24 protein-coding genes and 1 pseudogene are annotated in these 21,494 nt (G+C 68.3%); 20 read left to right on the top strand and 5 right to left on the bottom strand.

The genetic code is table 11. The annotated features are described in order from the left end of the window. The first annotated feature begins 43 nt into the window (after window positions 1-43). The 3 genes from OHA70_RS07860 (at window position 44) to OHA70_RS07850 (ending at window position 2,740) form a co-directional block, all read left to right on the top strand. Window positions 44-883: an endonuclease/exonuclease/phosphatase family protein gene (locus OHA70_RS07860; protein WP_328330112.1), complete on the top strand. Its 840-nt coding sequence runs from the start codon at window positions 44-46 to the stop codon at window positions 881-883. A gap of 204 nt (window positions 884-1,087) precedes the next feature. Further along, window positions 1,088-2,419 (top strand): C40 family peptidase, encoded by a 1,332-nt coding sequence (locus OHA70_RS07855; protein WP_328330110.1) that lies wholly within the window; start codon window positions 1,088-1,090, stop codon window positions 2,417-2,419. Window positions 2,420-2,515: 96 nt separating this feature from the next. Continuing rightward, window positions 2,516-2,740: a hypothetical protein gene (locus OHA70_RS07850; protein ID WP_328330108.1), complete on the top strand. Its 225-nt coding sequence runs from the start codon at window positions 2,516-2,518 to the stop codon at window positions 2,738-2,740. 33 nt (window positions 2,741-2,773) lie between these two features. Here OHA70_RS07850 and OHA70_RS07845 read toward each other — a convergent pair whose 3' ends face one another. After that, a complete protein-coding gene (locus OHA70_RS07845; RefSeq protein WP_328330106.1) occupies window positions 2,774-3,727 on the bottom strand; it encodes a quinone oxidoreductase family protein in 954 nt (317 codons plus the stop codon). An 85-nt stretch (window positions 3,728-3,812) separates the two neighbouring features. Here OHA70_RS07845 and OHA70_RS07840 point away from each other — a divergent pair, with 85 nt between their 5' ends. Further along, window positions 3,813-4,241 carry a MarR family winged helix-turn-helix transcriptional regulator gene (locus tag OHA70_RS07840; RefSeq protein WP_328330104.1) on the top strand — a complete coding sequence of 143 codons (429 nt, stop codon included), beginning with the start codon at window positions 3,813-3,815 and terminating at the stop codon, window positions 4,239-4,241. A gap of 101 nt (window positions 4,242-4,342) precedes the next feature. On the opposite strand, the gene OHA70_RS07835 is transcribed toward OHA70_RS07840, so the two are convergent. After that, window positions 4,343-4,831, bottom strand: a complete 489-nt coding sequence (locus OHA70_RS07835) for an inorganic diphosphatase (protein WP_328330102.1) — start codon at window positions 4,829-4,831, stop codon at window positions 4,343-4,345. A 50-nt stretch (window positions 4,832-4,881) separates the two neighbouring features. On the opposite strand from OHA70_RS07835, the gene dacB reads away from it, so the two are divergent. The 14 genes from dacB (at window position 4,882) to OHA70_RS07765 (ending at window position 16,898) form a co-directional block, all read left to right on the top strand. After that, window positions 4,882-6,240 carry a D-alanyl-D-alanine carboxypeptidase/D-alanyl-D-alanine endopeptidase gene (gene dacB, locus OHA70_RS07830; protein ID WP_328330100.1) on the top strand — a complete coding sequence of 453 codons (1,359 nt, stop codon included), beginning with the start codon at window positions 4,882-4,884 and terminating at the stop codon, window positions 6,238-6,240. A gap of 39 nt (window positions 6,241-6,279) precedes the next feature. After that, complete coding sequence (locus tag OHA70_RS07825; protein WP_328330098.1) at window positions 6,280-7,374, top strand: zinc-dependent metalloprotease; 1,095 nt, start codon at window positions 6,280-6,282, stop codon at window positions 7,372-7,374. Continuing rightward, window positions 7,346-8,416 carry a tRNA lysidine(34) synthetase TilS gene (gene tilS / locus OHA70_RS07820; protein ID WP_328330096.1) on the top strand — a complete coding sequence of 357 codons (1,071 nt, stop codon included), beginning with the start codon at window positions 7,346-7,348 and terminating at the stop codon, window positions 8,414-8,416. The genes OHA70_RS07825 and tilS overlap by 29 nt, the downstream gene beginning before the upstream one ends. A gap of 5 nt (window positions 8,417-8,421) precedes the next feature. Then, entirely contained in the window at window positions 8,422-8,973 is a 552-nt protein-coding gene (gene hpt, locus OHA70_RS07815; RefSeq protein ID WP_328330094.1) for a hypoxanthine phosphoribosyltransferase, read from the top strand. 206 nt (window positions 8,974-9,179) lie between these two features. Continuing rightward, window positions 9,180-11,207: an ATP-dependent zinc metalloprotease FtsH gene (gene ftsH, locus OHA70_RS07810; RefSeq protein ID WP_328330092.1), complete on the top strand. Its 2,028-nt coding sequence runs from the start codon at window positions 9,180-9,182 to the stop codon at window positions 11,205-11,207. 63 nt (window positions 11,208-11,270) lie between these two features. Beyond that, the gene (folE, locus tag OHA70_RS07805; RefSeq protein WP_328330090.1) at window positions 11,271-11,843 is read left to right on the top strand and encodes a GTP cyclohydrolase I FolE; all 573 of its coding nucleotides are present in this window, start codon (window positions 11,271-11,273) and stop codon (window positions 11,841-11,843) included. A gap of 163 nt (window positions 11,844-12,006) precedes the next feature. Next, window positions 12,007-13,155, top strand: coding sequence for a S1 family peptidase (locus tag OHA70_RS07800; RefSeq protein WP_328330088.1), 1,149 nt, complete (start codon window positions 12,007-12,009; stop codon window positions 13,153-13,155). 141 nt (window positions 13,156-13,296) lie between these two features. Further along, window positions 13,297-14,094 (top strand): dihydropteroate synthase, encoded by a 798-nt coding sequence (folP, locus tag OHA70_RS07795; RefSeq protein WP_328335055.1) that lies wholly within the window; start codon window positions 13,297-13,299, stop codon window positions 14,092-14,094. After that, the gene (locus tag OHA70_RS07790; RefSeq protein ID WP_328330086.1) at window positions 14,091-14,552 is read left to right on the top strand and encodes a nuclear transport factor 2 family protein; all 462 of its coding nucleotides are present in this window, start codon (window positions 14,091-14,093) and stop codon (window positions 14,550-14,552) included. Before folP ends, OHA70_RS07790 begins: the two co-directional genes overlap by 4 nt. Further along, window positions 14,549-14,941, top strand: a complete 393-nt coding sequence (gene folB, locus OHA70_RS07785; RefSeq protein WP_328330084.1) for a dihydroneopterin aldolase — start codon at window positions 14,549-14,551, stop codon at window positions 14,939-14,941. Before OHA70_RS07790 ends, folB begins: the two co-directional genes overlap by 4 nt. Further along, complete coding sequence (folK, locus tag OHA70_RS07780) at window positions 14,938-15,501, top strand: 2-amino-4-hydroxy-6-hydroxymethyldihydropteridine diphosphokinase (RefSeq protein WP_328330082.1); 564 nt, start codon at window positions 14,938-14,940, stop codon at window positions 15,499-15,501. Before folB ends, folK begins: the two co-directional genes overlap by 4 nt. 2 nt (window positions 15,502-15,503) lie before the next feature. Continuing rightward, the gene (locus OHA70_RS07775; protein ID WP_328330080.1) at window positions 15,504-16,019 is read left to right on the top strand and encodes a DUF3180 domain-containing protein; all 516 of its coding nucleotides are present in this window, start codon (window positions 15,504-15,506) and stop codon (window positions 16,017-16,019) included. 11 nt (window positions 16,020-16,030) lie between these two features. Next, a complete protein-coding gene (locus OHA70_RS07770; RefSeq protein WP_328330078.1) occupies window positions 16,031-16,471 on the top strand; it encodes a hypothetical protein in 441 nt (146 codons plus the stop codon). A gap of 37 nt (window positions 16,472-16,508) precedes the next feature. Continuing rightward, window positions 16,509-16,898, top strand: coding sequence for a hypothetical protein (locus OHA70_RS07765; protein WP_328330076.1), 390 nt, complete (start codon window positions 16,509-16,511; stop codon window positions 16,896-16,898). Window positions 16,899-16,929: 31 nt separating this feature from the next. Here the strand turns inward: OHA70_RS07765 and OHA70_RS07760 are convergent, their stop codons facing one another. Further along, on the bottom strand, window positions 16,930-18,123 hold the full coding sequence (locus OHA70_RS07760; protein WP_328330074.1) for an NADH-quinone oxidoreductase subunit D: 1,194 nt from the start codon (window positions 18,121-18,123) through the stop codon (window positions 16,930-16,932). Window positions 18,124-18,149: 26 nt separating this feature from the next. Between OHA70_RS07760 and OHA70_RS07755 the strand changes: the two genes are divergently transcribed. Both OHA70_RS07755 and OHA70_RS07750 read left to right on the top strand, forming a co-directional pair. After that, window positions 18,150-18,638, top strand: a complete 489-nt coding sequence (locus OHA70_RS07755; RefSeq protein ID WP_328330072.1) for a PH domain-containing protein — start codon at window positions 18,150-18,152, stop codon at window positions 18,636-18,638. Continuing rightward, window positions 18,635-20,065 (top strand): PH domain-containing protein, encoded by a 1,431-nt coding sequence (locus tag OHA70_RS07750; protein ID WP_328330070.1) that lies wholly within the window; start codon window positions 18,635-18,637, stop codon window positions 20,063-20,065. The genes OHA70_RS07755 and OHA70_RS07750 overlap by 4 nt, the downstream gene beginning before the upstream one ends. Window positions 20,066-20,166: 101 nt before the next feature. Here OHA70_RS07750 and OHA70_RS07745 read toward each other — a convergent pair. Both OHA70_RS07745 and OHA70_RS07740 read right to left on the bottom strand, forming a co-directional pair. Continuing rightward, a pseudogene (locus OHA70_RS07745) lies at window positions 20,167-20,589 on the bottom strand (SAM-dependent methyltransferase); the annotation flags it as partial. Between the two features lie 224 nt (window positions 20,590-20,813). Further along, window positions 20,814-21,392: a 2'-5' RNA ligase family protein gene (locus OHA70_RS07740; RefSeq protein WP_328330068.1), complete on the bottom strand. Its 579-nt coding sequence runs from the start codon at window positions 21,390-21,392 to the stop codon at window positions 20,814-20,816. Window positions 21,393-21,494: the final 102 nt, after the last annotated feature.

Below are 21,494 nucleotides of genomic sequence, written 5' to 3'. Positions count from 1 at the left end.
GTACTTCGCGCGGGTGTCGCCTGTTGACGGCCAGGATGGGGTCATGCGAAAACTTCCTACCCGGTTGCTCGCCACCTTCGCGGGGCTGCTGATGGTGCTGCCGTCGGCGGCCGCCGCGAACACGCAGGGCAGCGACCGAGCGGACAAGCCCGGCCAGCCGCTGAAGGTGCTGACGTACAACATCCACCATGGCGCCGGGACGGACGGCGTACTGGATCTCGAGCGGATCGCCAAGGTGATCGAGGACTCCGGCGCCGACCTGGTCGGGTTGCAGGAGGTCGACAACCACTGGAGTGAGCGCAGCAACTGGGTGGACCAGGCGGCGTGGTTCGCCGCCCGGCTGAAGATGCACTATGCCTATGCGGCCAACCTCGATCTGCCGCCGCTGAACCCGGGTGAGCCGCGTCGGCAGTACGGGACCGCGGTGCTGTCGAAGAATCCGATCAAGGACTTCAAGAACACCCTGTTGCCGCTGTACCCGACGGGTGAGCAGCGCGGGCTGTCGGTGGCGGCGATCAAGATCCGCGGCGTCTACCTGCGCCTCGCGAACACCCACCTGACCTCGAACAACAACGCCGAGCGGCTCGAGCAGGCGAAGAAGGTCGTCGAGCTGCTGGACGACTCGAAGATCCCGACCATCCTGGTCGGCGACCTGAACGCGCGGCCGACCTCGCCGGAGATCACCACCCTCACCAAGGTCTGGCGCGACACCTGGACCGAGGTCGGGGTCGGTCCCGGCTACACGATCGAGGCGGACAACCCGACCGCGCGGATCGACTACCTGCTGCACACCCGCCAGGGCGTCGAGCCGCTGGCGTCCGCGGTGATCACCACCAACGGCTCCGATCACCTGCCGGTCGTGGGCACCTTCACGCTCAAGTAGCTTTCGGCTCAACAAGTCGGCGTCCACCTGCGCAGGTGGGCGCCGATTTTGCTGCGCGTGAATTACAAGCTTGTAGTTTGTCAAGCCGACACGCAGGTGCAACAAAGTTATTAGTGGGATTAGTGTTCCCAATGGGGCTAGAGGCAACTAGTGTCACGTATTGGGTCCAGATGGACCAATTGGGCTCGGCGGAAGGAAGACCCGATGCGAACGATCTCGGGGGTGCTGGCGGTCTCCCTGGTGGGAACCATGGGGTTGATCGCGGTACCGGCTCAGGCTGATCCCAAGCCGCCGGTCATTCCGTCGCAATCCACTGTCGACGCCGCGAAGAAGGCGGCCGCCGCGAAGGCCGGGCAGGTCGCCGCCATCGAGCAGCAGCTCGCGAGTGCCGGCGCCAGGCTCGAGCAGCTCGGCGTCCAGGCGGCCAAGGCCGGTGAGCTCTACAACGGCGCGATGTACCGGCTGCAGCAGGCGCAGGCCGAGGCGAAGGCGGCTGGGGATCGCGCCGACAAGGCCGAGAAGACGCTCGCGGTTCAGCGGCAGCAGATCGGCCGGTTCGCGGCAGCGTCGTACCAGGGCGGTGGTGATCTGGCGAAGCTCGGGCCGCTGTTCACCGCTGATGGTCCGCAGCAGCTGCTCGACTCCGCCGGCGCCGCGCGCTCGGTGTCGCAGGCGATGCAGGGCTCGTACCTCCGGTACACCGCGAGCCAGGTGGTCACCAACGCGTTCAAGCTGCAGAAGGACGCGGCCGTCACCAAGGTGAAGGCCGCGAGCGACGAGGCAGCCAAGGCCAAGCAGGCGGCTGAGGCGGCCGAGGCCGAGCAGCGGTCGGCGGTCGCGTCGATCGGCACGCAGCGTCGGCAGCAGATTGCTCAGCTCGCCGTACTGCGGAACACCTCGGTGCAGGTGGCCAATCAGCGTCAGCGCGGGCTGGAAGAGCTGGCCCGGCAGCGGGCTGCGGCGCTGGCCGCGAAGAAGGCTGAGGAACTGCGTCGGCGGATCGCCGCGCGGGAGGCGGCCGAGGCTCGGGCGGCTCGCGAGGAAGCGGCGCGGAAGGCTCGCGAAGAGCGGAACAACAACAAGCAAGACGAGAAGAAGCCCCCGAAGAGGCACAAGCCGAGCAAGGGTGGCGGCGGCAAGAAGCACGATGGTGGCTCCGGGCACAACTCGCGCGGTGCCCGAGCTGCAATCGACTTCGCGCTCGCGCAGCTGGGTGAGCCCTACATCTGGGCGGCCGCCGGTCCGAGCTCGTGGGACTGCTCGGGGCTGACGATGGGCGCCTGGAAGAAGGCCGGTGTGCAACTGCCGCACTACAGCGTCGCGCAGTACGAGCAGATCAAGCACATCTCCGAGGACGACCTTAGGCCCGGCGACCTGATCTTCTGGGCCGAGGACTCGAACGACCCCGGCACGATCTTCCATGTGGCCATGTATCTCGGTGGTGGCCGGATGATCCACGCGCCGCGGCCCGGCCGGCCGGTGACCACGGACAGCATCTACTACTGGGAAGCCCCGGACTTCTTCGGCCGCCCCTGAGGTTTCCGGCGTGGGGCAGTAAGCGTGAGGCGCTTCAGTTCCTGAACGACTAGACCAGCCGATCTCCGCCGTCGGCGTGCGGGACAGGTGCCAGTGATGAAGTCATTGCGCAGCAGCTCGATGATCGCGGCTGCGATGTCGGTGGTCCGGCCGGCTAACCGGCGGCGAGCCGGTGCGAGGTCGGCGGCTCGGACGGCGACGGACCATCAGCTCGGAGTCGTGGAGCCGCCGTCGACGCGTGGCGGCTCCGACGCGCCGAGCGAGCTGAACTCGATCGCCGATCGCACGGCCCCGATGTCGTACTCGCTGATCGGCTGGTAGCGACTGCCTCGTCGGTCTCGGCGCTGGTCCGCTTCAGAGCGTCGCGATCAGGCGGCCGAGGTTGGTGCGAGCGTCGAGGGCTTGGTGGAGGCTCCTGACCTCGGTGAGAGGGAAGTGGGTGCTGGTGACGGGGCGGAGGTCGCCCGACTGCAGGAGGCGGGTGACTTCGGTGATGTCGGCGCGCGCCTCGGCCGGCCGGGCGGATCGCCAGGCGAGCAGGGCGACGCCGGTGACGGAGACCAGGTTGAAGAGGCTGCTGGCGTGGACGGTGGGAAGTTCGCCGCTGATCGCGCCGTACGTCACCATCCGGCCGAGCGGTGCGAGTGCCTTCAGGCCTTGATCGAAGGTCTTGCCGCCGACCGAGTCCAGGACGAGGTCGACCGGCGGCAGTTGCTCCGTCCAGTCGCCGTCGCTGAGGTCGACGGCCAGGTCAGCGCCCTGCTCACGGATGAAGTCGAGCTTGCTGGCCGAGGACGCAGTACCGATGACTGTTCCTGCCCCGAGTGCACGGGCCAACTGGACCGCCAGATGCCCGATGCCGCCCGCTGCCGACTGGATGAGGACGGTCTCGCCGCGCTGGAGCTGCCCCGCCTTGAGCAGCCGAAGCGCCAGGGGAGCGGGCATCGAGAGTGTGGTCGCCTGCCCGGCGTCGACATCGTCGGGGATCGGCGCCAACCACTCGGCGTCGACGACCACCTGCTCGGCGAAGGCGTCCTCCGACAAGGCCGCCACTCGCTGACCAACCTGTACGCCGGTACGTACGTCCGACCCAACTCGGGTGATGCGGCCGACCACATCACCGGTGAGCGCGCCGGGAAGCGGCCGGGGCCAAGGGGTGTTGCCGCTGCGGAACGTGGTGTCGATCGCGTTCGCGCCGACCGCCTTGACCTCGATCAGCACCTGGCCGTCGGTGGGCTCGGGGATGGGGACGTCGGCCACTTGGAGGACTTCCGGGCCGCCGTGCTCGTAGTACCGGATCGCGCGCATCTGCCGGCTCCAAATCGTGGGAGTTGTAAATAATGGGATGTTCCTACGATAAGGGATCGGCGGGGTCAGCTCTAGAGTGAGCAGGGTGAAGTCGTCCCAGCACCGCCTCGGCGATCGGGTCGTCTGGCAGTTGGCCAGGGCCAGCCAGCAGTGGCAGCGGTTGGCCCGGCGCGAGCTGCAGGCGGCGAACGTGCGGACGCAGTACTACCACGTGCTCGCGAGCCTGGCCGATGACGGCGCCGCGGCACAGGCGGCGCTGGCTGACCGGATCTCCTTTGACCGCAGCGATCTCGTCTCGGTGCTCGACGAGCTGGAGCGGCTGGGTCATGTCGTGCGGCAGACCGATCCGACGGACCGGCGGCGCAAGATCGTCGCCATCACGCCGGCCGGCGAGAAGCTGTTGGGCGAGCTGCACCAGCTCGTACTGGCTGCGGAGGCGCGCTGGCTCGAGCCCCTCAGCGCAGCCGAGCGGAAGACGCTGCTGGGCCTACTGAGCCGCCTGGCCGAAGACTGAACCTGCGGGGGAAACAGCTCAGCCCCGGCCGGTGGCCGGGGCTGATGGGTCGACGGTGTTCAGTGCCTTTGTTCTTCAGGCGTTCGAAAGGCGACGGTGGTTCAGTGGCCTTCGTTCTTCAGGCGCTCGAAGGAGGCGGTGACCTCGGCCTCGGCGTCCGCGCGGCCGACCCAGCTGGCGCCCTCGACGGACTTGCCCGGCTCCAGGTCCTTGTAGACCTCGAAGAAGTGCTGGATCTCGAGCCGGTCGAACTCCGGCACGTGGTGGATGTCGCGCAGGTGCTCCTGGCGCGGGTCGCCGGCCGGGACGCAGAGGACCTTGTCGTCCGGCCCCTTCTCGTCCGTCATCCGGAACATGCCGATCGCCCGGGCCCTGATCAGGCAACCGGGGAAGGTCGGCTCCGGCAGCAGGACCAGTGCGTCCAGGGGGTCGCCGTCCTGCCCCAGGGTGTCCTCGATGAACCCATAGTCGGAGGGGTACTGAGTGGACGTGAACAGGGTGCGGTCGAGCCGCAGCCGGTTCGTCTTGTGGTCCAGCTCGTACTTGTTGCGGGTGCCCTTGGGGATCTCGATGAAGACGTCGAACTCCATACGGCAGATACTGTCACGGTTCCGACCGATGCAATGACAGGAGTAGCCAGGTGGCCCGTCCTTCCCGTGCGGTCTTCGTCACGCTGCTGACCGCTGGTGTTTTGGCCGGACTGGTCACTAGTGCACAAGCAGTGCCGGGAGCATCGCAGAAAGCAGCCGGTACTACGGCGGCGCCGCCGGTACTCGCCCCCGCCAAGACGGAGGGCGCTGCACCCACCGCAGCCGGAATCGCGAAGGCAGTGGCGGCCGCCCTGGCCGACCCGTCGCTGGGCAAGCACCACGGGGTCTACGTGTACGACGCGTCCCGCGGCAAGGAGCTCTACTCGCTCGGTACTGCGAAGCCGTACGTCCCCGCCTCGACCATGAAGCTCCTGACCACGGTCTCGGCCCTGGAGACGCTAGGCCCCGAGCACCGGTTCGCGACCAAGGTCGTGCGTTCCGGCAGCTCGATCATCCTGGTCGGTGGTGGTGACCCGCTGCTGGTCGCCAAGCGGCAGACCGACCCCCTGGACTTCCCGGCCCGGGCGACTCTGCAGGACCTGGCCGCCAGTACTGCGAAGGCGCTCAAGGCGGATGGGGTGTCCAACGTCACGTTCGGGTACGACGCCAGCCTGTTCACCGGGCCGGCCGCCAACCCGAAGTGGGAACCGAACTACCTCACCGAGGGCATCGCTGCCCGGACCTCAGCGCTCTGGGTGAACGAGGGGCGGCTGTCGGCCGGCATGGCCAAGCGGGCCGACTCTCCGGCCGCAGCGGCCGCCACTGCGTTCGCTGCCCAGCTGGCGAAGGTAGGGATCAAGGCGACCGGGATGAAGCCGGCAGTAGCGCCCGCGGGCGCCAAGGCTCTCGCTCAGGTGGATTCGCCGACGCTGGGCGACATCGTCGAGTACATCAACCTGCACAGTGACAACGACGGCGCCGAGGTCCTGCTGCGGCAGGTGGGACTGGCGACCAAGAACGGTGGCTCCTATACCGGTGGTGTGGCCGGGGTGCGGGCGACGCTGACCAAGCTGGGGCTGGACGTCAGCGGGGCGCGGATCGAGGACGGGAGCGGGCTGTCCCGTACCAACCAGGTGCCGCTGGAGGTGCTGGCCGGTGCTGTCCGGGTGGCTGCTTCTGAGGACAACCCGCAGCTACGCCACCTGCTGACCGGGCTGCCCATCGCCGGGTTCACCGGGAGCCTCAAGGAGCGCTTCGCCGGACCGGGGACGGCCACTGGTACCGGCATGGTCCGGGCCAAGACGGGCACTCTCACCAGCGTCCACTCACTGGCCGGGTATGCACGGGACAAGTCGGGGACGTTGCTGGTCTTCGCCGTAGCTACCGACAGTGCGCCGCCTGCCAAGGCCCTGGACGCCCGCGCTGCCCTGGACCGGGTGACCTCAGCGCTGGCCGCCTGCGGCTGCTGACAGCGAGCGCATGTTGGAACATGCCACTAGGGTCGATGTATGAGTACGGCTGAAGGTAGTACCGCGACTGAGATGGTCGACTGGCAGCTGGCGATCGGGGTGGCTCGCAAGCTGCTCCGGCCGGGGCCTGCGGTCAGTCGGGCCGAGGCGGACCAGGTGGTCGCCGAGCTGCGGCAGTTCGCTGCCGACTCGGAGCATCACGTGCGTGACTTCACCGGGCTGCAGGCGACTTCGGCCACGGCTCCCGTGGTCATCGTGGACCGGCCGGGCTGGGTGCAGGCGAACGCGGACGGCTTCAGGACGGTACTGCAGCCGCTGGCCGACAAGCTGCGCGAGAAGCAGGAGCGCATGGGCGGGCTGTCCGCCAGTGTCGGCTCCCGGGTCACCGCCATCGAGGCGGGGGCACTGCTGGCCTTCCTCTCTTCTCGGGTGCTCGGGCAGTTCGACCCGTTCTACCCGGCCGAGCCCGACCCGGCTCGACCCGATCTGACCGGGCGGCTGCTGCTGGTCGCGCCCAATGTGATGCATGTGGAGTCCGAGCTGGGCGTAGTGCCGCGGGACTTCCGGTTGTGGGTGTGCCTGCACGAGGAGACCCACCGGGTGCAGTTCACGGCTGTGCCTTGGCTGCGGGATCACCTGCGGTCGGAGATCGCGCTGTTCCTCGACCAGGCGGAGCTGGACGCGTCGGCGTACGCGGCGATGTTCCGTGAGGCACTTCAGCGGCTCGGGCGGTCGGTGAAGGGTGAGGCGGAGCTGAGCCTGGTCGACCTGATGCAGTCGCCGGAGCAGCGCGCGGTACTGGACCGGCTGACCGCGGTGATGTCGTTGCTGGAAGGGCACGCGGACTTCGTGATGGACGGTGTCGGGCCGAGCGTGATCCCGACCGTCGACGCGATCAGGTCCAAGTTCACCTCGCGTCGGACCGGTGGCAACCCGCTCGACCAGCTGCTGAAGAAGCTGCTCGGCCTGGACGCCAAGATGCGCCAGTACCAGGACGGCGCAGCCTTCGTCCGGCATGTCGTCGACCGGGTCGGCATGGACGGCTTCAACCGCGTCTGGACCGGCCCCAACACCCTCCCCACCAAGAACGAGATCGCCAACCCCGATGCCTGGGTCACCAGACTCCACGGCTGACCGCCAAGCCGGCATGGGCCAGCCGACACCGGAGGAGCGGGCACCCGGCCGCCCCCGCCTTCACCCCGCCGTCGCGAGGGTGCGGGAGGCGACGCGGGTTGCCTTGGCTGAGCTTCCTCGCGGGACAACCGTGCTGGTCGCCTGCTCCGGCGGGGCCGACTCCTTGGCACTGGCTGCGGCTACTGCGTTCGAGGCACCGAAGCTGGGTCTGACGGCTGGAGCTGTGGTTGTTGACCACGGGCTGCAGGACGGGTCTGACAAGACTGCGGAGACAGCAGCCGAGCAGTGTCGCGGGCTGGGCCTCGAGCCCGTGGTCGTGCGGGCAGTGGAGGTCGGTACCGAGGGTGGACCCGAAGGCGCGGCCAGGACTGCCCGGTACGACGCCCTGCGGGACGCGGCCGACGAGTTAGGCGCGGATGTCGTCCTGCTAGCCCACACCCGCGACGACCAGGCAGAGACCGTCCTACTGGGCCTGGCCAGAGGCTCCGGCGCCCGCTCGCTAGCGGGCATGGCTCCAACCGCAGGCCCGCTCCGGCGGCCGCTGCTGGAGGTGCCTAGGAGCACTACGGCCGCCGCCTGCATCGCATCGGGTCTGCGCCCGTGGCACGACCCGCACAACGACGATCCGCAGTACAGGCGGGTCCGGGTGCGTCACGAAGTACTGCCTGTGCTCGAGGAAGCGCTGGGCCCGGGCGTGACAGAGGCCCTGGCCCGTACTGCGGGGCTGCTGCGTGCCGACGCGGACGCGCTCGACGTACTGGCTGCTGACCTGGCAGAGACCGCCGTGCAGCACGCGGAGGGGGAAGTGCTCTGCGAGGTCTCGGTACTGGAGGTGGAGCCCTCAGCGCTCCGCACCCGGGTGCTCAGACAAGCTGCGCTGGAAGCCGGTTGCCGCGCCAACGACCTCACCGCCGGCCACATCGCGGCCGTCGACGCCCTCATCACCGACTGGCGAGGCCAACGCTGGATCGACCTCCCACAAGCTGTCAAAGCAGCAAGAAAGGGCGGATTCCTCATCCTGGCAAAAGGTATGACAGGCTGAGCATCGTGGATGCGTCGGACATCGAGAAGGACCTGGCCCAGATTCACTTCACCGAGGAACAGATCCAGGAGAAGCTCCGGGAGCTGGCCGGTCGGATCGAGCAGGACTACGAGGGCAAGGACCTGCTGCTCGTCGGCGTCCTGCGCGGTGCCGTGATGGTGATGGCCGACCTCGCCCGCTCGTTCAGCCGGCACGTCGAGATGGACTGGATGGCGGTCTCCTCGTACGGCTCGGGGACCAAGTCGTCGGGTGTGGTGCGGATCCAGAAGGACCTGGACACCGACATCACCAACCGGCACGTGCTGATCGTCGAGGACATCATCGACACCGGGCTGACGCTGACCTGGCTGGTCAGCAACCTGCAGTCCCGCCAGCCCGCCTCGGTCGAGATCTGCACCGCGTTCCGCAAGCCGGATGCGGCCAAGATGGCCGTCCCGGTGAAGTACGTCGGACTGGAGCTGCCGGACGAGTTCGTCGTCGGCTACGGGCTCGACTACGCGGAGAAGTACCGCAACCTGCGCTGCGTGGCGACGCTCGCCCCGCACGTCTACTCCTGACGTCCCGCGCAACCCTGGCATGCTGACCCGTCAAGGACCTCGAGACGGGGACTTGGTGACAGGCTGTAGACAGGGTCGTACCGTCGTTCGGTGACCCTCGTGGTGGGCACGCTTGCCCGACACGAGACACTTGAGCTGGTATTACCGTCACAAGCCCGTTATCCCGGGCCTGCTGAGCTAGGAGGGACGGGGCGCCTGCCCTGATCATGGACGTGAAGCGCATCTTCCGCGGACCCCTGTTCTGGATCGTCATCGCCTTCTTGGGCGTGTTGGTGATCGGACAGCTCCTGACCGGCTCGACCGGGTTCAAGACCCAGCCCACGGGCCAGGTCGTGCAACTGATCCAGCAGGCCACGGCGTCGAGCGACAAGTCGATCAAGTCCGTCACCCTGATCGATCCCGACCAGGAGATCCGGGTCGAGAAGACCGACGGGACCAAGGTCCGGGCGCACTGGGTCGACGGTCAGGGCACGACGCTGGGCACCGACCTGCAGAAGCTGTTCCAGGACGGCAAGATCGAGAAGTACGACGTGGAGAACCCGAAGCCGAGCTTCATCGGCCAGGTCTTCTCGACGCTGATCCCGTTCCTGCTGATCGCGGTCGTCTTCATCTTCTTGATGAACTCGATGCAGGGTGGCGGCTCGCGGGTGATGAGTTTCGCCAAGTCGAAGGCCAAGCTGATCACCAAGGACACCCCGAAGACCACCTTCGCGGACGTGGCCGGGTGTGACGAGGCGATCGAGGAGCTCGGCGAGATCAAGGAGTTCCTGCAGGAACCCGGGAAGTTCCAGGCAGTCGGCGCCAAGATCCCTAAGGGCGTCCTGCTCTACGGCCAGCCGGGTACCGGTAAGACCCTGCTCGCCCGGGCGGTCGCCGGTGAGGCCGGCGTGCCGTTCTACTCGATCTCCGGTTCGGACTTCGTCGAGATGTTCGTCGGTGTCGGCGCCTCCCGGGTCCGCGACCTGTTCGAGACCGCCAAGACCAACGCGCCGGCGATCGTCTTCATCGACGAGATCGACGCCGTCGGCCGGCACCGTGGCGCCGGCCTCGGTGGTGGGCACGACGAGCGCGAGCAGACGCTGAACCAGCTGCTGGTCGAGATGGACGGCTTCGACGTCCGCGGCGGCGTGATCCTGATCGCCGCGACGAACCGGCCGGACGTGCTCGACCCGGCGCTGCTGCGCCCGGGCCGCTTCGACCGCCAGATCGCGGTCGACGCGCCGGACCTGCCGGGTCGCGAGAAGATCCTGAAGGTGCACGCCCGCGGCAAGCCGATGTCGGACAACGCCGACCTGCGCGCGGTCGCTCGTCGTACGCCGGGCTTCACCGGCGCCGACCTGGCCAACGTGCTGAACGAGGCCGCGCTGCTCACCGCCCGGCTGAACAAGCAGCAGATCGACAAGAACGCGCTCGACGAGGCGATCGACCGCGTGATCGCCGGACCGCAGCGCCGGACCCGGTTGATGTCCGACAAGGAGAAGGTGCTGACGGCGTACCACGAGGGCGGCCACGCTCTGGTGGCTGCCGCGCTGCCGCACTCCGACCCGGTGCACAAGGTGACGATCCTGCCGCGCGGTCGCGCGCTGGGCTACACGATGGTGCTGCCGGACGAGGACAAGTACTCGACCACCCGGTCGGAGATGCTCGACAAGCTGGCCTACATGCTCGGTGGCCGGGCCGCCGAGGAGATGGTCTTCCACGACCCGACCACGGGTGCCAGCAACGACATCGAGAAGGCGACCGCACTCGCCCGCGCGATGGTCACGCAGTACGGCATGACCGAGCGGCTGGGTGCGATCAAGTTCGGTCAGGACTCCGGCGAGCCGTTCCTGGGCCGCGACCTGGGCAGCCAGCGCAACTACTCCGAGGAGATCGCCGCGGCGGTCGACGAAGAGGTCGGCAAGCTGATCCTGAACGCGCACCAGGAGGCGTTCGACATCCTGGTCGAGAACCGCGCCGTGCTCGATGCCCTGGTCGAGGAGCTCCTCGAGAAGGAGACCCTGGACAAGGCCGAGATCGCCCGGGTGTTCGAGCCGATCCAGAAGCGCGAGCTGCGGCCGGCCTGGACCGGGTCCTCGACCCGGATCCCGTCCGAGCAGCCGCCGGTGATGCCGCTGCCGCGGGCCGAGCAGAACGGCTCGCTCCAGGACGTCATCCCGGGCGGATCGATCGGACCGGACGAGGCGGCCAAGGGCCCGAACTACGGCGGAGGCCCGACCCCGCCGGTCGAGTGACACCCAGCTGAGACGATGCCCCGGGATCCCAACGGATCCCGGGGCATCGCTTATGTTGGCCGGGTGACTTCGCCGACCTTCGATCATGCGCGGGCCGCGGCCGCCGTTCGCGAACTGCTGATCGCCATCGGCGAGGACCCCGATCGCGAGGGTCTGCGGGACACCCCGGCCCGGGTGGCCCGCTCGTACGCCGAGATCACGGCCGGCCTCGGGCAGACCGCCGAGGACGTACTGACCACGACCTTCAACCTCGGCCACGACGAGCTGATCCTGGTCAAGGACATCGAGGTCTGGTCGATGTGTGAGCACCACCTGGTGCCGTTCACCGGGGTGGCCCACGTCGGCTACATCCCCGGTACGGATGGGCGGATCACCGGGCTGTCGAAGCTGGCCCGGCTGGTCGACGTCTTCGCCAAGCGGCCGCAGGTGCAGGAACGGCTGACCACCCAGGTCGCCGAGTCCCTGGTGGAGATCCTCCGGCCCCGTGGCGTGATCGTGGTGATCGAGTGCGAGCACCTGTGCATGACGATGCGCGGCGTCCGGAAACCGGGCGCCAAGACGATCACCTCCGCGGTCCGCGGCCAGCTCCGCAACCCGGTCACCCGGGCCGAGGCGATGAGCCTGATCGTCGGCTGACTCCCTGCTTGGGCAGGAAGTTTCCGGTATCGCGTAGCCCCACCGGCCGCAGGCTCGTTGAACTTCCGAAGCCGTAACCCATGGACATTCCGTGTCCGAACGCCTACGGTCCGTAGTGGCGTTCTGACTCGGGTGCAGGGTGCCGGCGTGAGGAGGATTAGGTATGTCAGGGCGTTTTCGGGTCGGCGCCGCACTCACCGGGATCGTCGTACTGACGGCTGCCGGACTGATCGCGGCGAACGGCGCCCAGGCTGACGGTGGCGCCGCGGACGTCCCAGTGGGAGTCGCCAAGCTCCCCACGGCCGACCAGCACGTGCTCCAGATCCAGGACCGGGCGCAAGCGCTCGACGGCCGGCTCGGCTCGCGCGCGATCGGCAGCTACGTCGACGACACCGGGGCTCTCGTGGTCGCGGTCTCGGATGCGGCGACCGCGGCACTCGTCCGTCAGGCCGGGGCTGTCCCCAAGCTCGTCCGCTACACGGCCGAGCAGCTGTTCGCAGTACAGGCGCAGCTCGACCACATCGCGCTCGGCTCGACGGCGGGCCAGGTCAAGTCCTGGTACGTCGACCCGATCACCGGCACCGTCGTCGTCAGCGTGCCCACCGGCGTCCAGGACTCGATCACCAAGCGGTTCCTGCGCAAGGCGCTCGCCAACGGCGGCAAGGTGACGCTGCGCCGGTCGCCCGGCCGGGTCACCACCACCGACGAGCAGTTCGGGCTGCTGGGCGGCTACCAGGTCGACAAGAACACCGGCTACACCTGCTCGCTCGGCTTCAACGCCACCACCAGCGACGGCGCCCGGATCTTCGTGACCGCGGGGCACTGTACGGCGGGCAAGCCGTCCTTCTCCCGCAACGGCTACATCATCGGCAACACCCGCAGCTCCAGCTTCCCCGGCAACGACTTCGGCACGGTCAGCGTGATCGAGGGCTGGGACCAGCAGGGCCGGGTCGAGCGATGGGGCGCGACCGACGTCCAGGTCCGCGGCACGGCCGACGCGATGGTGGGCTCGGATCTGTGCAAGTCTGGAAAGAGCACCGGTTGGACCTGCGGCAAGATCGTCGCCCGCAACGTCACGGTGAACTACGGCAACAACAAGGTCGTGCGCGGACTCATCGAGCACACCGCGTGCGTCGAGGCCGGTGACTCCGGCGGCGCCAACATGACCGGTGACTACGCGCAGGGAATCACCAGCGGCGCCGCCCTGATCAGCGGGCAGTGCCTCGACAAGCACGGCCAGCAGAACGAGTCCTACTCACAACCGATCGGTGAGGCGCTGTCCGCTAGCGGCGCCTCGCTGGTACTGGGTTAGCGGCCCCGGGCGGGAGCCCGGAGCCGATGGGGGCCTGGTACCTAGGTGGGGTAGTTCGGGCGCGGCCACTACGGTGGTCGGGTGCGAACTGCCCCACCGAATCATGTCGAAGGCCTGCCCAGACCCGATCGCTGTCTGGTGATGGGCGTCGTCAACGTGACCCCGGACTCGTTCTCCGACGGCGGTGAGTGGTTCGAGCCGTCGGCCGCGATCAAGCACGGCCGCGAGTTGATGGCCGAGGGTGCCGACCTGCTGGACGTCGGCGGTGAGTCGACCCGGCCAGGTGCCGAGCGGCCGGCGCCCGCCGAGGAGATCCGCCGGGTGCTGCCGGTGATCGAGACGCTGGCCGCCGAGGGCGCGCTCATCTCGATCGACACGATGCGCGCTGACGTGGCCGCTTTGGCGCTGGACGCCGGTGCGGTGATGGTCAATGACGTGTCGGGCGGGCTGGCCGACCCCGAGATGCTCGGGCTGGTGGCGGATCGTAGTACGCCGTACGTGTGCATGCATTGGCGTGGGCACTCGGCAGAGATGCAGAAGCGGGCGCAGTACCAGGACGTGGTGGCCGAGGTGGTCGCCGAACTGGCCGCGCGGCTGGAGGCGATCGATGCGGCTGGAGTGGACTTGAACCGGGTCGCGGTCGACCCCGGGATCGGGTTCGCGAAGAACGCGGACCACAACTGGGAGGTACTGGGCCGGCTGCGCGAGTTCGGCGTACTGGAAAGGCCGTTGCTGATCGGTGCCTCGCGCAAGGCGTTCCTGGGTAGGCTGCTCGCCGACGAGGAGACCGGTGAGCCTAGACCGGCCGTACGACGAGACGACGCGAGCGCGGCTGTCTCCGCCCTCGCCGCCGCGGCCGGAGCCTGGTGTGTCCGGGCTCACGCGGTGGCGCCGAGTGCGGATGCGGTACGGGTTGCGCGCCGGTGGGGAGCGGTATGAGCGAAGAGCCGGACGGTACGCGCCGAGGTACCGCGACCGCGGAGACCGTGGTGCTGAACGCGAACACCGCGTTCTACAACGCGTTCGAGGCGGGCGACCTGGACCTGATGGCGGCGGTCTGGCTGCCGGAACCCGATCCGGTCTGCATCCATCCGGGCAACGCGGCGATCTACGGCTACCCGGAGATGATGCGGGCCTGGGCGATGATCTTCGCGAACACGCCGTACATCCAGTTCTTCCTGACCGACGTGCAGGTAAGAGTGGATGAAGACGTGGCTTACGTCACGTGTACGGAGAATGTCCTGTCGTCCGGTGAAGGGGCGCCGGAGGAGGGTTTCGCCGGTGGCAAGGCGCTGGCCACCAACGTCTTCCGCAAGACGACTTCCGGCTGGCGGTTGTGGATCCACCACGCCTCCCCGGTACTGTCGTCTGGGGGTCGACAGGAGGAGGCAGAGTGAGCGGTCCTGATCTCCTCGCGCCTGATGTGATCGAGATCCGTGGCATCCGGGGATTCGGCCGGCACGGGGTGTTCGAGCACGAGCGGGCCGACGGGCAGGAATTCGTCGTGGACGTCCGGCTCGAGTTGGACACCCGGCCCGCGGCGGCCTCCGACAAACTGGCGGACACCGTGAACTACGGTCTGGTGGCCGAGCAGGTGCACGCGGCCATCGAGAGCGACCCGGTGGACCTGATTGAGACACTGGCACAACGGATCGCGGACCTGTGCCTCGCCGACCGGCGGGTGACTGGTACCGCGGTGACCATCCACAAACCTTCGGCGCCGATCTCGGTGCCGTTCGACGACGTTGTCCTGACCGTGCAGCGCAGAGCCGGAGAATCCTCGTGACTGAGACCCCTAGTCCCTATGTGATCGACGCGGACACCCTGAGCGGTGGCCTCAAGCCGATCCGGCAGGTGATCCTGTCGCTCGGTAGCAATCTCGGTGATCGGGAAGCCAATCTGCAGGGCGGCGTCGACGCGCTGCGGGACACCCCGGACGTGGTCGTCGTCGACGTGTCGCCGGTCTACGAGACCCAGCCGATCGGTCCGGAGGAGTCCGGCCCGTACCTGAACATCGTGCTGCTGGCCGACACGACCCTGTCGGTCGACACGTTGCTGGACCGCGCGCACGCCGTCGAGCAGGCCTTCGGCCGGGAGTACGAGGCACCTGGTGCGCCCCGGACTCTGGACGTCGACCTGATCACCTTCGGTAAGAAGACGATCGAGACCGAGGAGCTGACGGTGCCGCACCCGCGCGCCCAAGAGCGCGCCTTCGTGCTCGCGCCCTGGCTGGACATCGAGCCCGACGCGGTCCTGCCCGGGGTTGGCCCGGTGGCCGACTTGCTCGCCAAGGTGGGCAGCGACGGGGTGAAGAAGCTCGACGACCTCACCATCGAGCTGCAGTAGTGGTGTCAGGCGGTCCCGGTCCGGACCGGGCGCCGGGAGCCGGCCAGGAGCCGCCGCCCGGTACGGTCCGGCCGACCTCACGTCGGCTGCTGGTCGCGATCGTCGTCCTCGGGGCGGCGATCGGCTGGACGCTGGTCAAGGCGATCGAGTCCGGCGGCGGCGTCGCGCCGATGGTGTCGTGGCTCACGCTGGTCGCCTGGAGCTTCCTGGCCGCGCTGCTGTTCGTCGCGGCCCGGAACACCCATCAGCGGATCCAGGTCCGGCGTGAACGGGTCGAGGCGTCGCGCGCGGTCTTCCTGCTGCTGATCGGAAAAGCGAGCGCGTTCGTCGGCGCGTTGTGCACCGGTGTTTACGCAGGGTTCGCGTTATCCTTCCTGGGCGCGGTGAGCTCCTCGGGTCCGCGCAACCGCGTGATCACAGCCGGTGCTGCGGCGGTGATCTCAGTGCTGGTCGTCACGGCCGGATTGATGCTCGAACGGGCGTGTCGGATCCCCGATGACCCCGACGAGACCCCCTAACATGTCGGTCCATGGGGTCAAGGGGTAGCCGCCGTCGTACCAGGGCCACGGTTCTCGTGGTCGCCAACGTGCTGCTCGTCGTGATCTGCGTCGGGGTCAGCGTCTCCCTGTTCTCCCAGAACCAGTGGATTCTGCGCGCGGCCGCAGTCGCCGCCGTGGCGGTCGCGATCGGCGCCTCCGTCCTGACCCGCCACCAGCTCCTGATCGAGCGCCTCGCCCACAGCGACGACCGCGCCCAGGTGGCCCAGGAGTACTCCCGCATCACCAGCGCCCGGGTCGTCGAGAACGCCGAGTTCGTCGACCTGATGCAGCGCCGCCTCGACAAGATCGACCAGCGCCTCGACAAGATCGACGAGGAAGTCGCCACCGTGGTCGCTGCCGGCGACAAGCACTCGCAGGCCGACGCCCCCACCGTCGTGGACCTCAAGCTGCGAGGTCTGGCAGCTTCCTGACCTGCCTCCCATACTGCTGGGAAGGGGAGGGGTTCTCATGGGGTTGGACGCGAATTTCCCGGCAGTGACGATGAACGACCCGCAGGGCACGGTCACCGTCTACAACCAGGACCATGTGCCGATCGGGCATCTGGGGCCGTCGCCGTATCAGTCGCCGTCGGTGAACGTGGTCTGCCGGACGAAGGCGTGGGACGACGCGTACTGGTATCGGCTGCTGAATGCGGAGGGCTGGGACTTTCCGGCTACGACGGCCTATGTGTCGGCGGACGAGACGCATGAGTTGAATCCGGGCGTTCCGTACACACCGCCCGACTGCGCCAACGTCGGCTGCGCCCGGAAGGGCGGGCAGGTGGTGGGAGGCGGGCTACTCGCCATCGGAGCAGTGGCCGCCGCAGCCGCCTGGCGACGGCGCACCGGCCGGAGCTGAGCCTTTGGGCGGCGCAGCCGCGGAGTACCGGTTACTTGTCGATGTCGCCGACGACGAAGAACATGCTGCCGAGGATGGCGATCATGTCGGCGATGATCGTGTTGGGGAGCATCTCGGGGAGGACCGAGATGTTGTTGAAGCTGGCGGAGCGGAGCTTCAGGCGCCAGGGGGTTTTGTCGCCCCGGGAGACCAGGTAGTAGCCGTTGATGCCCAGCGGGTTCTCGGTCCAGGTGTAGGTCTGGCCTTCGGGGACCTTGAGGATCTTGGGGAGGCGGACGTTGACCGGGCCGGCGGGCATGGTGCGGAGGCGGTCCAGGCAGGCGTCCACCAGGTCCAGGGAGACCTTCACCTGTTCCAGCAGGACGGAGAAGCGGGAGAAGCAGTCGCCGTCGGTGCGGGTGACTACGCGGAGTACGCCGTCGCGCGCGAGCTCCTCGTACGCGAGGTACGGCTCGTCGCGTCGCAGGTCGGCGTCGACACCGGAGGCGCGGGCGATCGGGCCGGAGACCCCGTACGCCGCGATCAGCTCCGGTGAGAGCCGGCCGACCCCGACCGTCCGGGCCCGGAAGATCTCGTTGCCCAGGACAAGGTTCTCGATATCGGGCAGCCGGCGCCGTACTGCGGAACTCGCCGCCCCCGCCCGATCCAGCCAGCCGTAGGGCAGATCTTCCTTCAGCCCGCCGACCCGGTTGAACATGTAGTGCATCCGACCGCCGGACAGCTCCTCCATCACCGCCTGGATCGTCTCGCGCTCGCGGAACGCGTAGAAGACCGGCGTGATCGCGCCCAGCTCGAGCGGGTAGGAGCCGAGGAACATCAGATGGTTCAGGATCCGGTTGAGCTCGGTCAGCAGCGTGCGCAGCCAGACCGCGCGGACCGGGACCTCCAGGCCCATCATCCGCTCGACCGACATCACCACGCCGAGCTCGTTGGAGAACGCGGACAGCCAGTCGTGCCGGTTCGCCAGCACGATGATCTGCCGGTAGTCGCGGACCTCGAACAGCTTCTCCGCGCCCCGGTGCATGTAGCCGATGATCGGCTCGCAACCGACGATCCGCTCACCGTCCAGGGTCAGCCGCAACCGCAGTACGCCGTGCGTCGCGGGATGCTGCGGCCCGATGTTGAGCACCATGTCGGTGGTGGGCAGCTCGGACCCCGGATCGGTCCCGCCCCGCTCGAAGGCAGCGGCACCGGCCCCGATTCCCACCACGCGTTCCGTACTCATGACCCCTATCGTGACAGGCTAAGAGGGTGGACGACCTCTTTGCTCCTTCCGATGTCAGCTGGACGCCGGTCTCGCCCAAGCTTGCGGCGGTACGCCGGGTCAGCGCGGCAGTCATGTTCGGCGTACTGGCCATCGCCGGGCTCCTGTTGCTAGGGATGCTGCTGGACTGGGTGTACGGCGTACTGGCGGCGGTGCTCGTCGTGCTCGGCTACGGGTGGGCATGGGTGCTCATCGGGCGGAATCAGCGGTCCTGGAAGTACGCCGAGCGCGAGGACGAGCTGCTGGTCAGCCACGGGATCATGTTCCGCCAGCTGGTCGTGGTGCCGTACGGGCGGATGCAGTTCGTGGATGTCGCGGCCGGTCCGCTGGAGCGTTCCTTCGGGGTCGCCACGGTCGAGCTGCACACGGCCACCCCTGCCACCGACGCGAAGATCCCCGGGCTGCATCCCGACGAGGCGAGCCGGTTGCGTGACCGCCTGTCCGCGCTCGGCCAAGCACAGGCGTGGGGCCTGTGACCGAGCCGCCCCAACGCCAGGACCAGCTCCAGGCGCCGCCGATCGCCGAAGAAGTCTTGGGCGCGCGGCTGCATCCGTTGACGCCCTTCGTGAAGGGCTGGGGGTACTTCGTCGTCGCGGCGTTCGCGATGGCCAACAACGAGGGCCTGCGGACCAACCTGAAGATCGCCGGCATCGGCCTGGCCGGCGTGCTCGTCGGCGGCATCCTGCTCGGCGCGCTGTCGTGGTGGTTCACCAAGTGGCAGCTCACCGGCGACGCGATCCGGGTCGACAGCGGCTTCCTGTTCCGGCGGACCCGGATCATCCGGTTCGACCGGATCCAGACCATCGACGTCGCGCAGCCGTTCGTCGCGCGACTGTTCGGGATGGCCGAGCTGCGGATGGACGTGGCGGGCGGCGGCAAGAACGACGGGCGGCTGAGCTACTTCACGTACGACGAAGCGCAGAAGCTGCGGGCAACCCTGCTGGTCCGGGCCAAGGGTGAGCACGCCATCCAGCAGCACCCGGCTGATGAGGTCCAGCCCGAGCCGCTACTGGTCGTCCCGACCGGACGCCTGCTCGGTGCGACCCTGCTGTCGTCGACAGTGCTCGCCAGTGCCGGTGGTCTGGTCGTACTGATCGTGTCGGTCACCGTGCTGGATGCTCATGCCGGTCTGTTCGCCGGTCTGCCGCTCCTGCTCGGTGTTGTGCAGCCGATCTGGAAGCAGGTCGTCGGCAACCACGGGTTCACGCTCTCGGAGACGCATGAGGGTCTGCGCACCAAGCGCGGTCTGTTCGACGTACAGCGGCAGACCGTACCGCCGGGGCGCGTGCAGGGGCTGCTGATCACCGAGCCGTTGATCTGGCGGTTGCTCGGCTGGTCCCGGGTCGACCTGGACATCGCTGGGGTGGCCGGCTCCAAGGGGGACGGCGAGGACGAGAACGAAGGTGCCCAACTGCTGCCCGTTGGTCCGCACCAGGAAGTGATCGGGGTGCTCTCGCGGGTACTGCCTGGCTTCAACCTGTCCGCTGTCGCGATGCATCAGGCACCGGCGCGAGCGAAGTGGCTGCGGCCGGTTGGCTGGCGCTATCTGGCCTATGGCTTCGACGACCAGGTACTGGTGACTACTAGAGGCTGGGTGAGCCGCCGTACGTCCATCGTGCTTCACCACAAGACCCAGTCGGTCCGTCTGCACCAGGGACCGCTCCAGCGGCGCCTACGCCTCGCCAACGTCCATGTAGACACCCCTGAGGGTCCGACGGACGCTATCGCCCTCCATCGCGACCAGGAGGAGGCTGCGGCGCTAGTACAGGCTCAGGCCGTCAGGGCACGAGAAGCACGCCGTGCTGCGGACTCAGTGCCCGCCCAGACCCAGCCGAACGAGCCGAGCCCGGACGGGTTCAACAACTCGGCTGCCTCGCCTGCAGACGACAGCTCGGCGAGGTAGCGCAGGGGCTCGGTGCGGGCGAGCTCCTGGCTGGGCCGGCCGGCGGAGACGCCCAGTGCTTTCAGTGCGTCGCGCTGGGTCGTCAGCTCGCCGCCGACAGCTGCAGCCAGGGAGTCGAGGGCTACGTGGGCAGTGATGTCGCAGGAGCCGTCCAGGGTGACCTCGCATTCGTGGCCGGCGCGGAAGCCGGTCAGCGTCCCGTACGGCGGTCGCTCGGGTAGTACATGGCCGTAGTCGATCGCTATGGCGACGCCGTCGTCCAGGCGGCTGACTACGTTGGCCCAGGCCTCGTCGCGGAGTAGGCCGATCTCGGCTCGGTCGCCGGGGTCGGCCAGGGGCCACCACTTGTCCAGCCAGGTCAGGTCGTTGCCTTCGACAACATCACCCAGGGTCTGGTCGGCCAGCAGGTAGCGGGGTACTCCGGCCTCATCCAGCTCGGCGACCTCGCAGGGGAGGTTGTCGAGCCACTCGTTGGCGATGACGAGTCCGGTGAGGTGGGGCGGTAGGTCGTCGTCCAGTTCCACGTCGACCACCGTGAGGCCGGCGGCTCGTAGTACGCGGCCTAGTTCGCCTTCGCCGGCGCCGATGTCGCTCACCTGCGTGGCGCCCACCTGCTCGGCCAGTCGGGCTATTGCTTGACCGAACAGCGGTGACGCGTGCACGGAGGTGCGGAAGTGGGCGGCGGGGCGTTCACGCCGGTAGAAGCCGGACGGGCCGTACAGCGCCGCATCCCAGGCCTGGCGGAACCTCACTGCGCAGGGTCCCCGCCCAGTGGGACAGAGCCGGTGAGTTGCCAGATGCCGTCGTCGCCCTCGCGCCAGATGGTCAGGTCGTCGAGGCGGACGGCGGGGACCTCCTCGCCCGCCAACGCGGCCTGGGCCTCGGCGACCAGGCCGGGGCCGCCCTGGTCCGACGACGAGATCGTCAGGTGCGGATGCGGATCCGGGAACTGACCGCCATAGGGCGGGCACTCGGGGAAGGTCGCCAGTACGGTCGCCACCAGCTCGCGTACCTGCTCGAACGGCTCTGGCCGCAGCCAGGTCGTGCCGTTGGGGAACTGCCCAGCGGTCTTGAAGCAGAGGTCGAACGGCTCGATGTCGACGACGGCGTCCTGCAGCCGCTGGACGTCCTCCGGCGACGGGTCCTGCAGCCAGGGCACGAGCACTGTCACGTGCGGCGGGATGAGCTCGGTGAGGGCGGCCGTCGGGCGCGCAGACGAGTACGAGACGGAGCGCCATCGATCGGTGAAGTCGGTCAGCTCGGGGACCGTGATCAAGATCGCAGTCAGTCCTGTCCGCGCCGCCCAGGGGTCAGGTTGTCCACTCACCGACCCATCGTCCCACTTGTGACGGAGCACTCGACCCAAGGCGACAAATGAGCACTACGCTGTCCTGAACCGCATCAATTCGTCTGGTACCCCGGCAGGGGA

Origin of the sequence: Kribbella sp. NBC_00382 (assembly GCF_036067295.1) — a bacterium.
Lineage (GTDB): Bacteria > Actinomycetota > Actinomycetes > Propionibacteriales > Kribbellaceae > Kribbella.
The sequence above is the reverse complement of the archived record's forward strand: the minus strand, read 5'-3'. Positions and strand labels throughout refer to the sequence as shown.

What these genes read in the sequence shown, in the direction of transcription:
- tilS (WP_328330096.1), top strand. Translation starts at nt 7,346, where the DNA reads ATGCCTGGGTCACCAGACTCCACGGCTGACCGCCAAGCCGGCATGGGC.
- OHA70_RS07790 (WP_328330086.1), top strand. Translation starts at nt 14,091, where the DNA reads ATGAGCGAAGAGCCGGACGGTACGCGCCGAGGTACCGCGACCGCGGAG.
- ftsH (WP_328330092.1), top strand. Translation starts at nt 9,180, where the DNA reads ATGGACGTGAAGCGCATCTTCCGCGGACCCCTGTTCTGGATCGTCATC.
- OHA70_RS07860 (WP_328330112.1), top strand. Translation starts at nt 44, where the DNA reads ATGCGAAAACTTCCTACCCGGTTGCTCGCCACCTTCGCGGGGCTGCTG.
- OHA70_RS07765 (WP_328330076.1), top strand. Translation starts at nt 16,509, where the DNA reads ATGGGGTTGGACGCGAATTTCCCGGCAGTGACGATGAACGACCCGCAG.
- OHA70_RS07800 (WP_328330088.1), top strand. Translation starts at nt 12,007, where the DNA reads ATGTCAGGGCGTTTTCGGGTCGGCGCCGCACTCACCGGGATCGTCGTA.
- OHA70_RS07760 (WP_328330074.1), bottom strand. Translation starts at nt 18,123, where the DNA reads ATGAGTACGGAACGCGTGGTGGGAATCGGGGCCGGTGCCGCTGCCTTC.
- OHA70_RS07855 (WP_328330110.1), top strand. Translation starts at nt 1,088, where the DNA reads ATGCGAACGATCTCGGGGGTGCTGGCGGTCTCCCTGGTGGGAACCATG.
- OHA70_RS07850 (WP_328330108.1), top strand. Translation starts at nt 2,516, where the DNA reads ATGAAGTCATTGCGCAGCAGCTCGATGATCGCGGCTGCGATGTCGGTG.
- OHA70_RS07835 (WP_328330102.1), bottom strand. Translation starts at nt 4,831, where the DNA reads ATGGAGTTCGACGTCTTCATCGAGATCCCCAAGGGCACCCGCAACAAG.
- folP (WP_328335055.1), top strand. Translation starts at nt 13,297, where the DNA reads ATGGGCGTCGTCAACGTGACCCCGGACTCGTTCTCCGACGGCGGTGAG.
- OHA70_RS07845 (WP_328330106.1), bottom strand. Translation starts at nt 3,727, where the DNA reads ATGCGCGCGATCCGGTACTACGAGCACGGCGGCCCGGAAGTCCTCCAA.
- OHA70_RS07825 (WP_328330098.1), top strand. Translation starts at nt 6,280, where the DNA reads ATGAGTACGGCTGAAGGTAGTACCGCGACTGAGATGGTCGACTGGCAG.
- OHA70_RS07770 (WP_328330078.1), top strand. Translation starts at nt 16,031, where the DNA reads ATGGGGTCAAGGGGTAGCCGCCGTCGTACCAGGGCCACGGTTCTCGTG.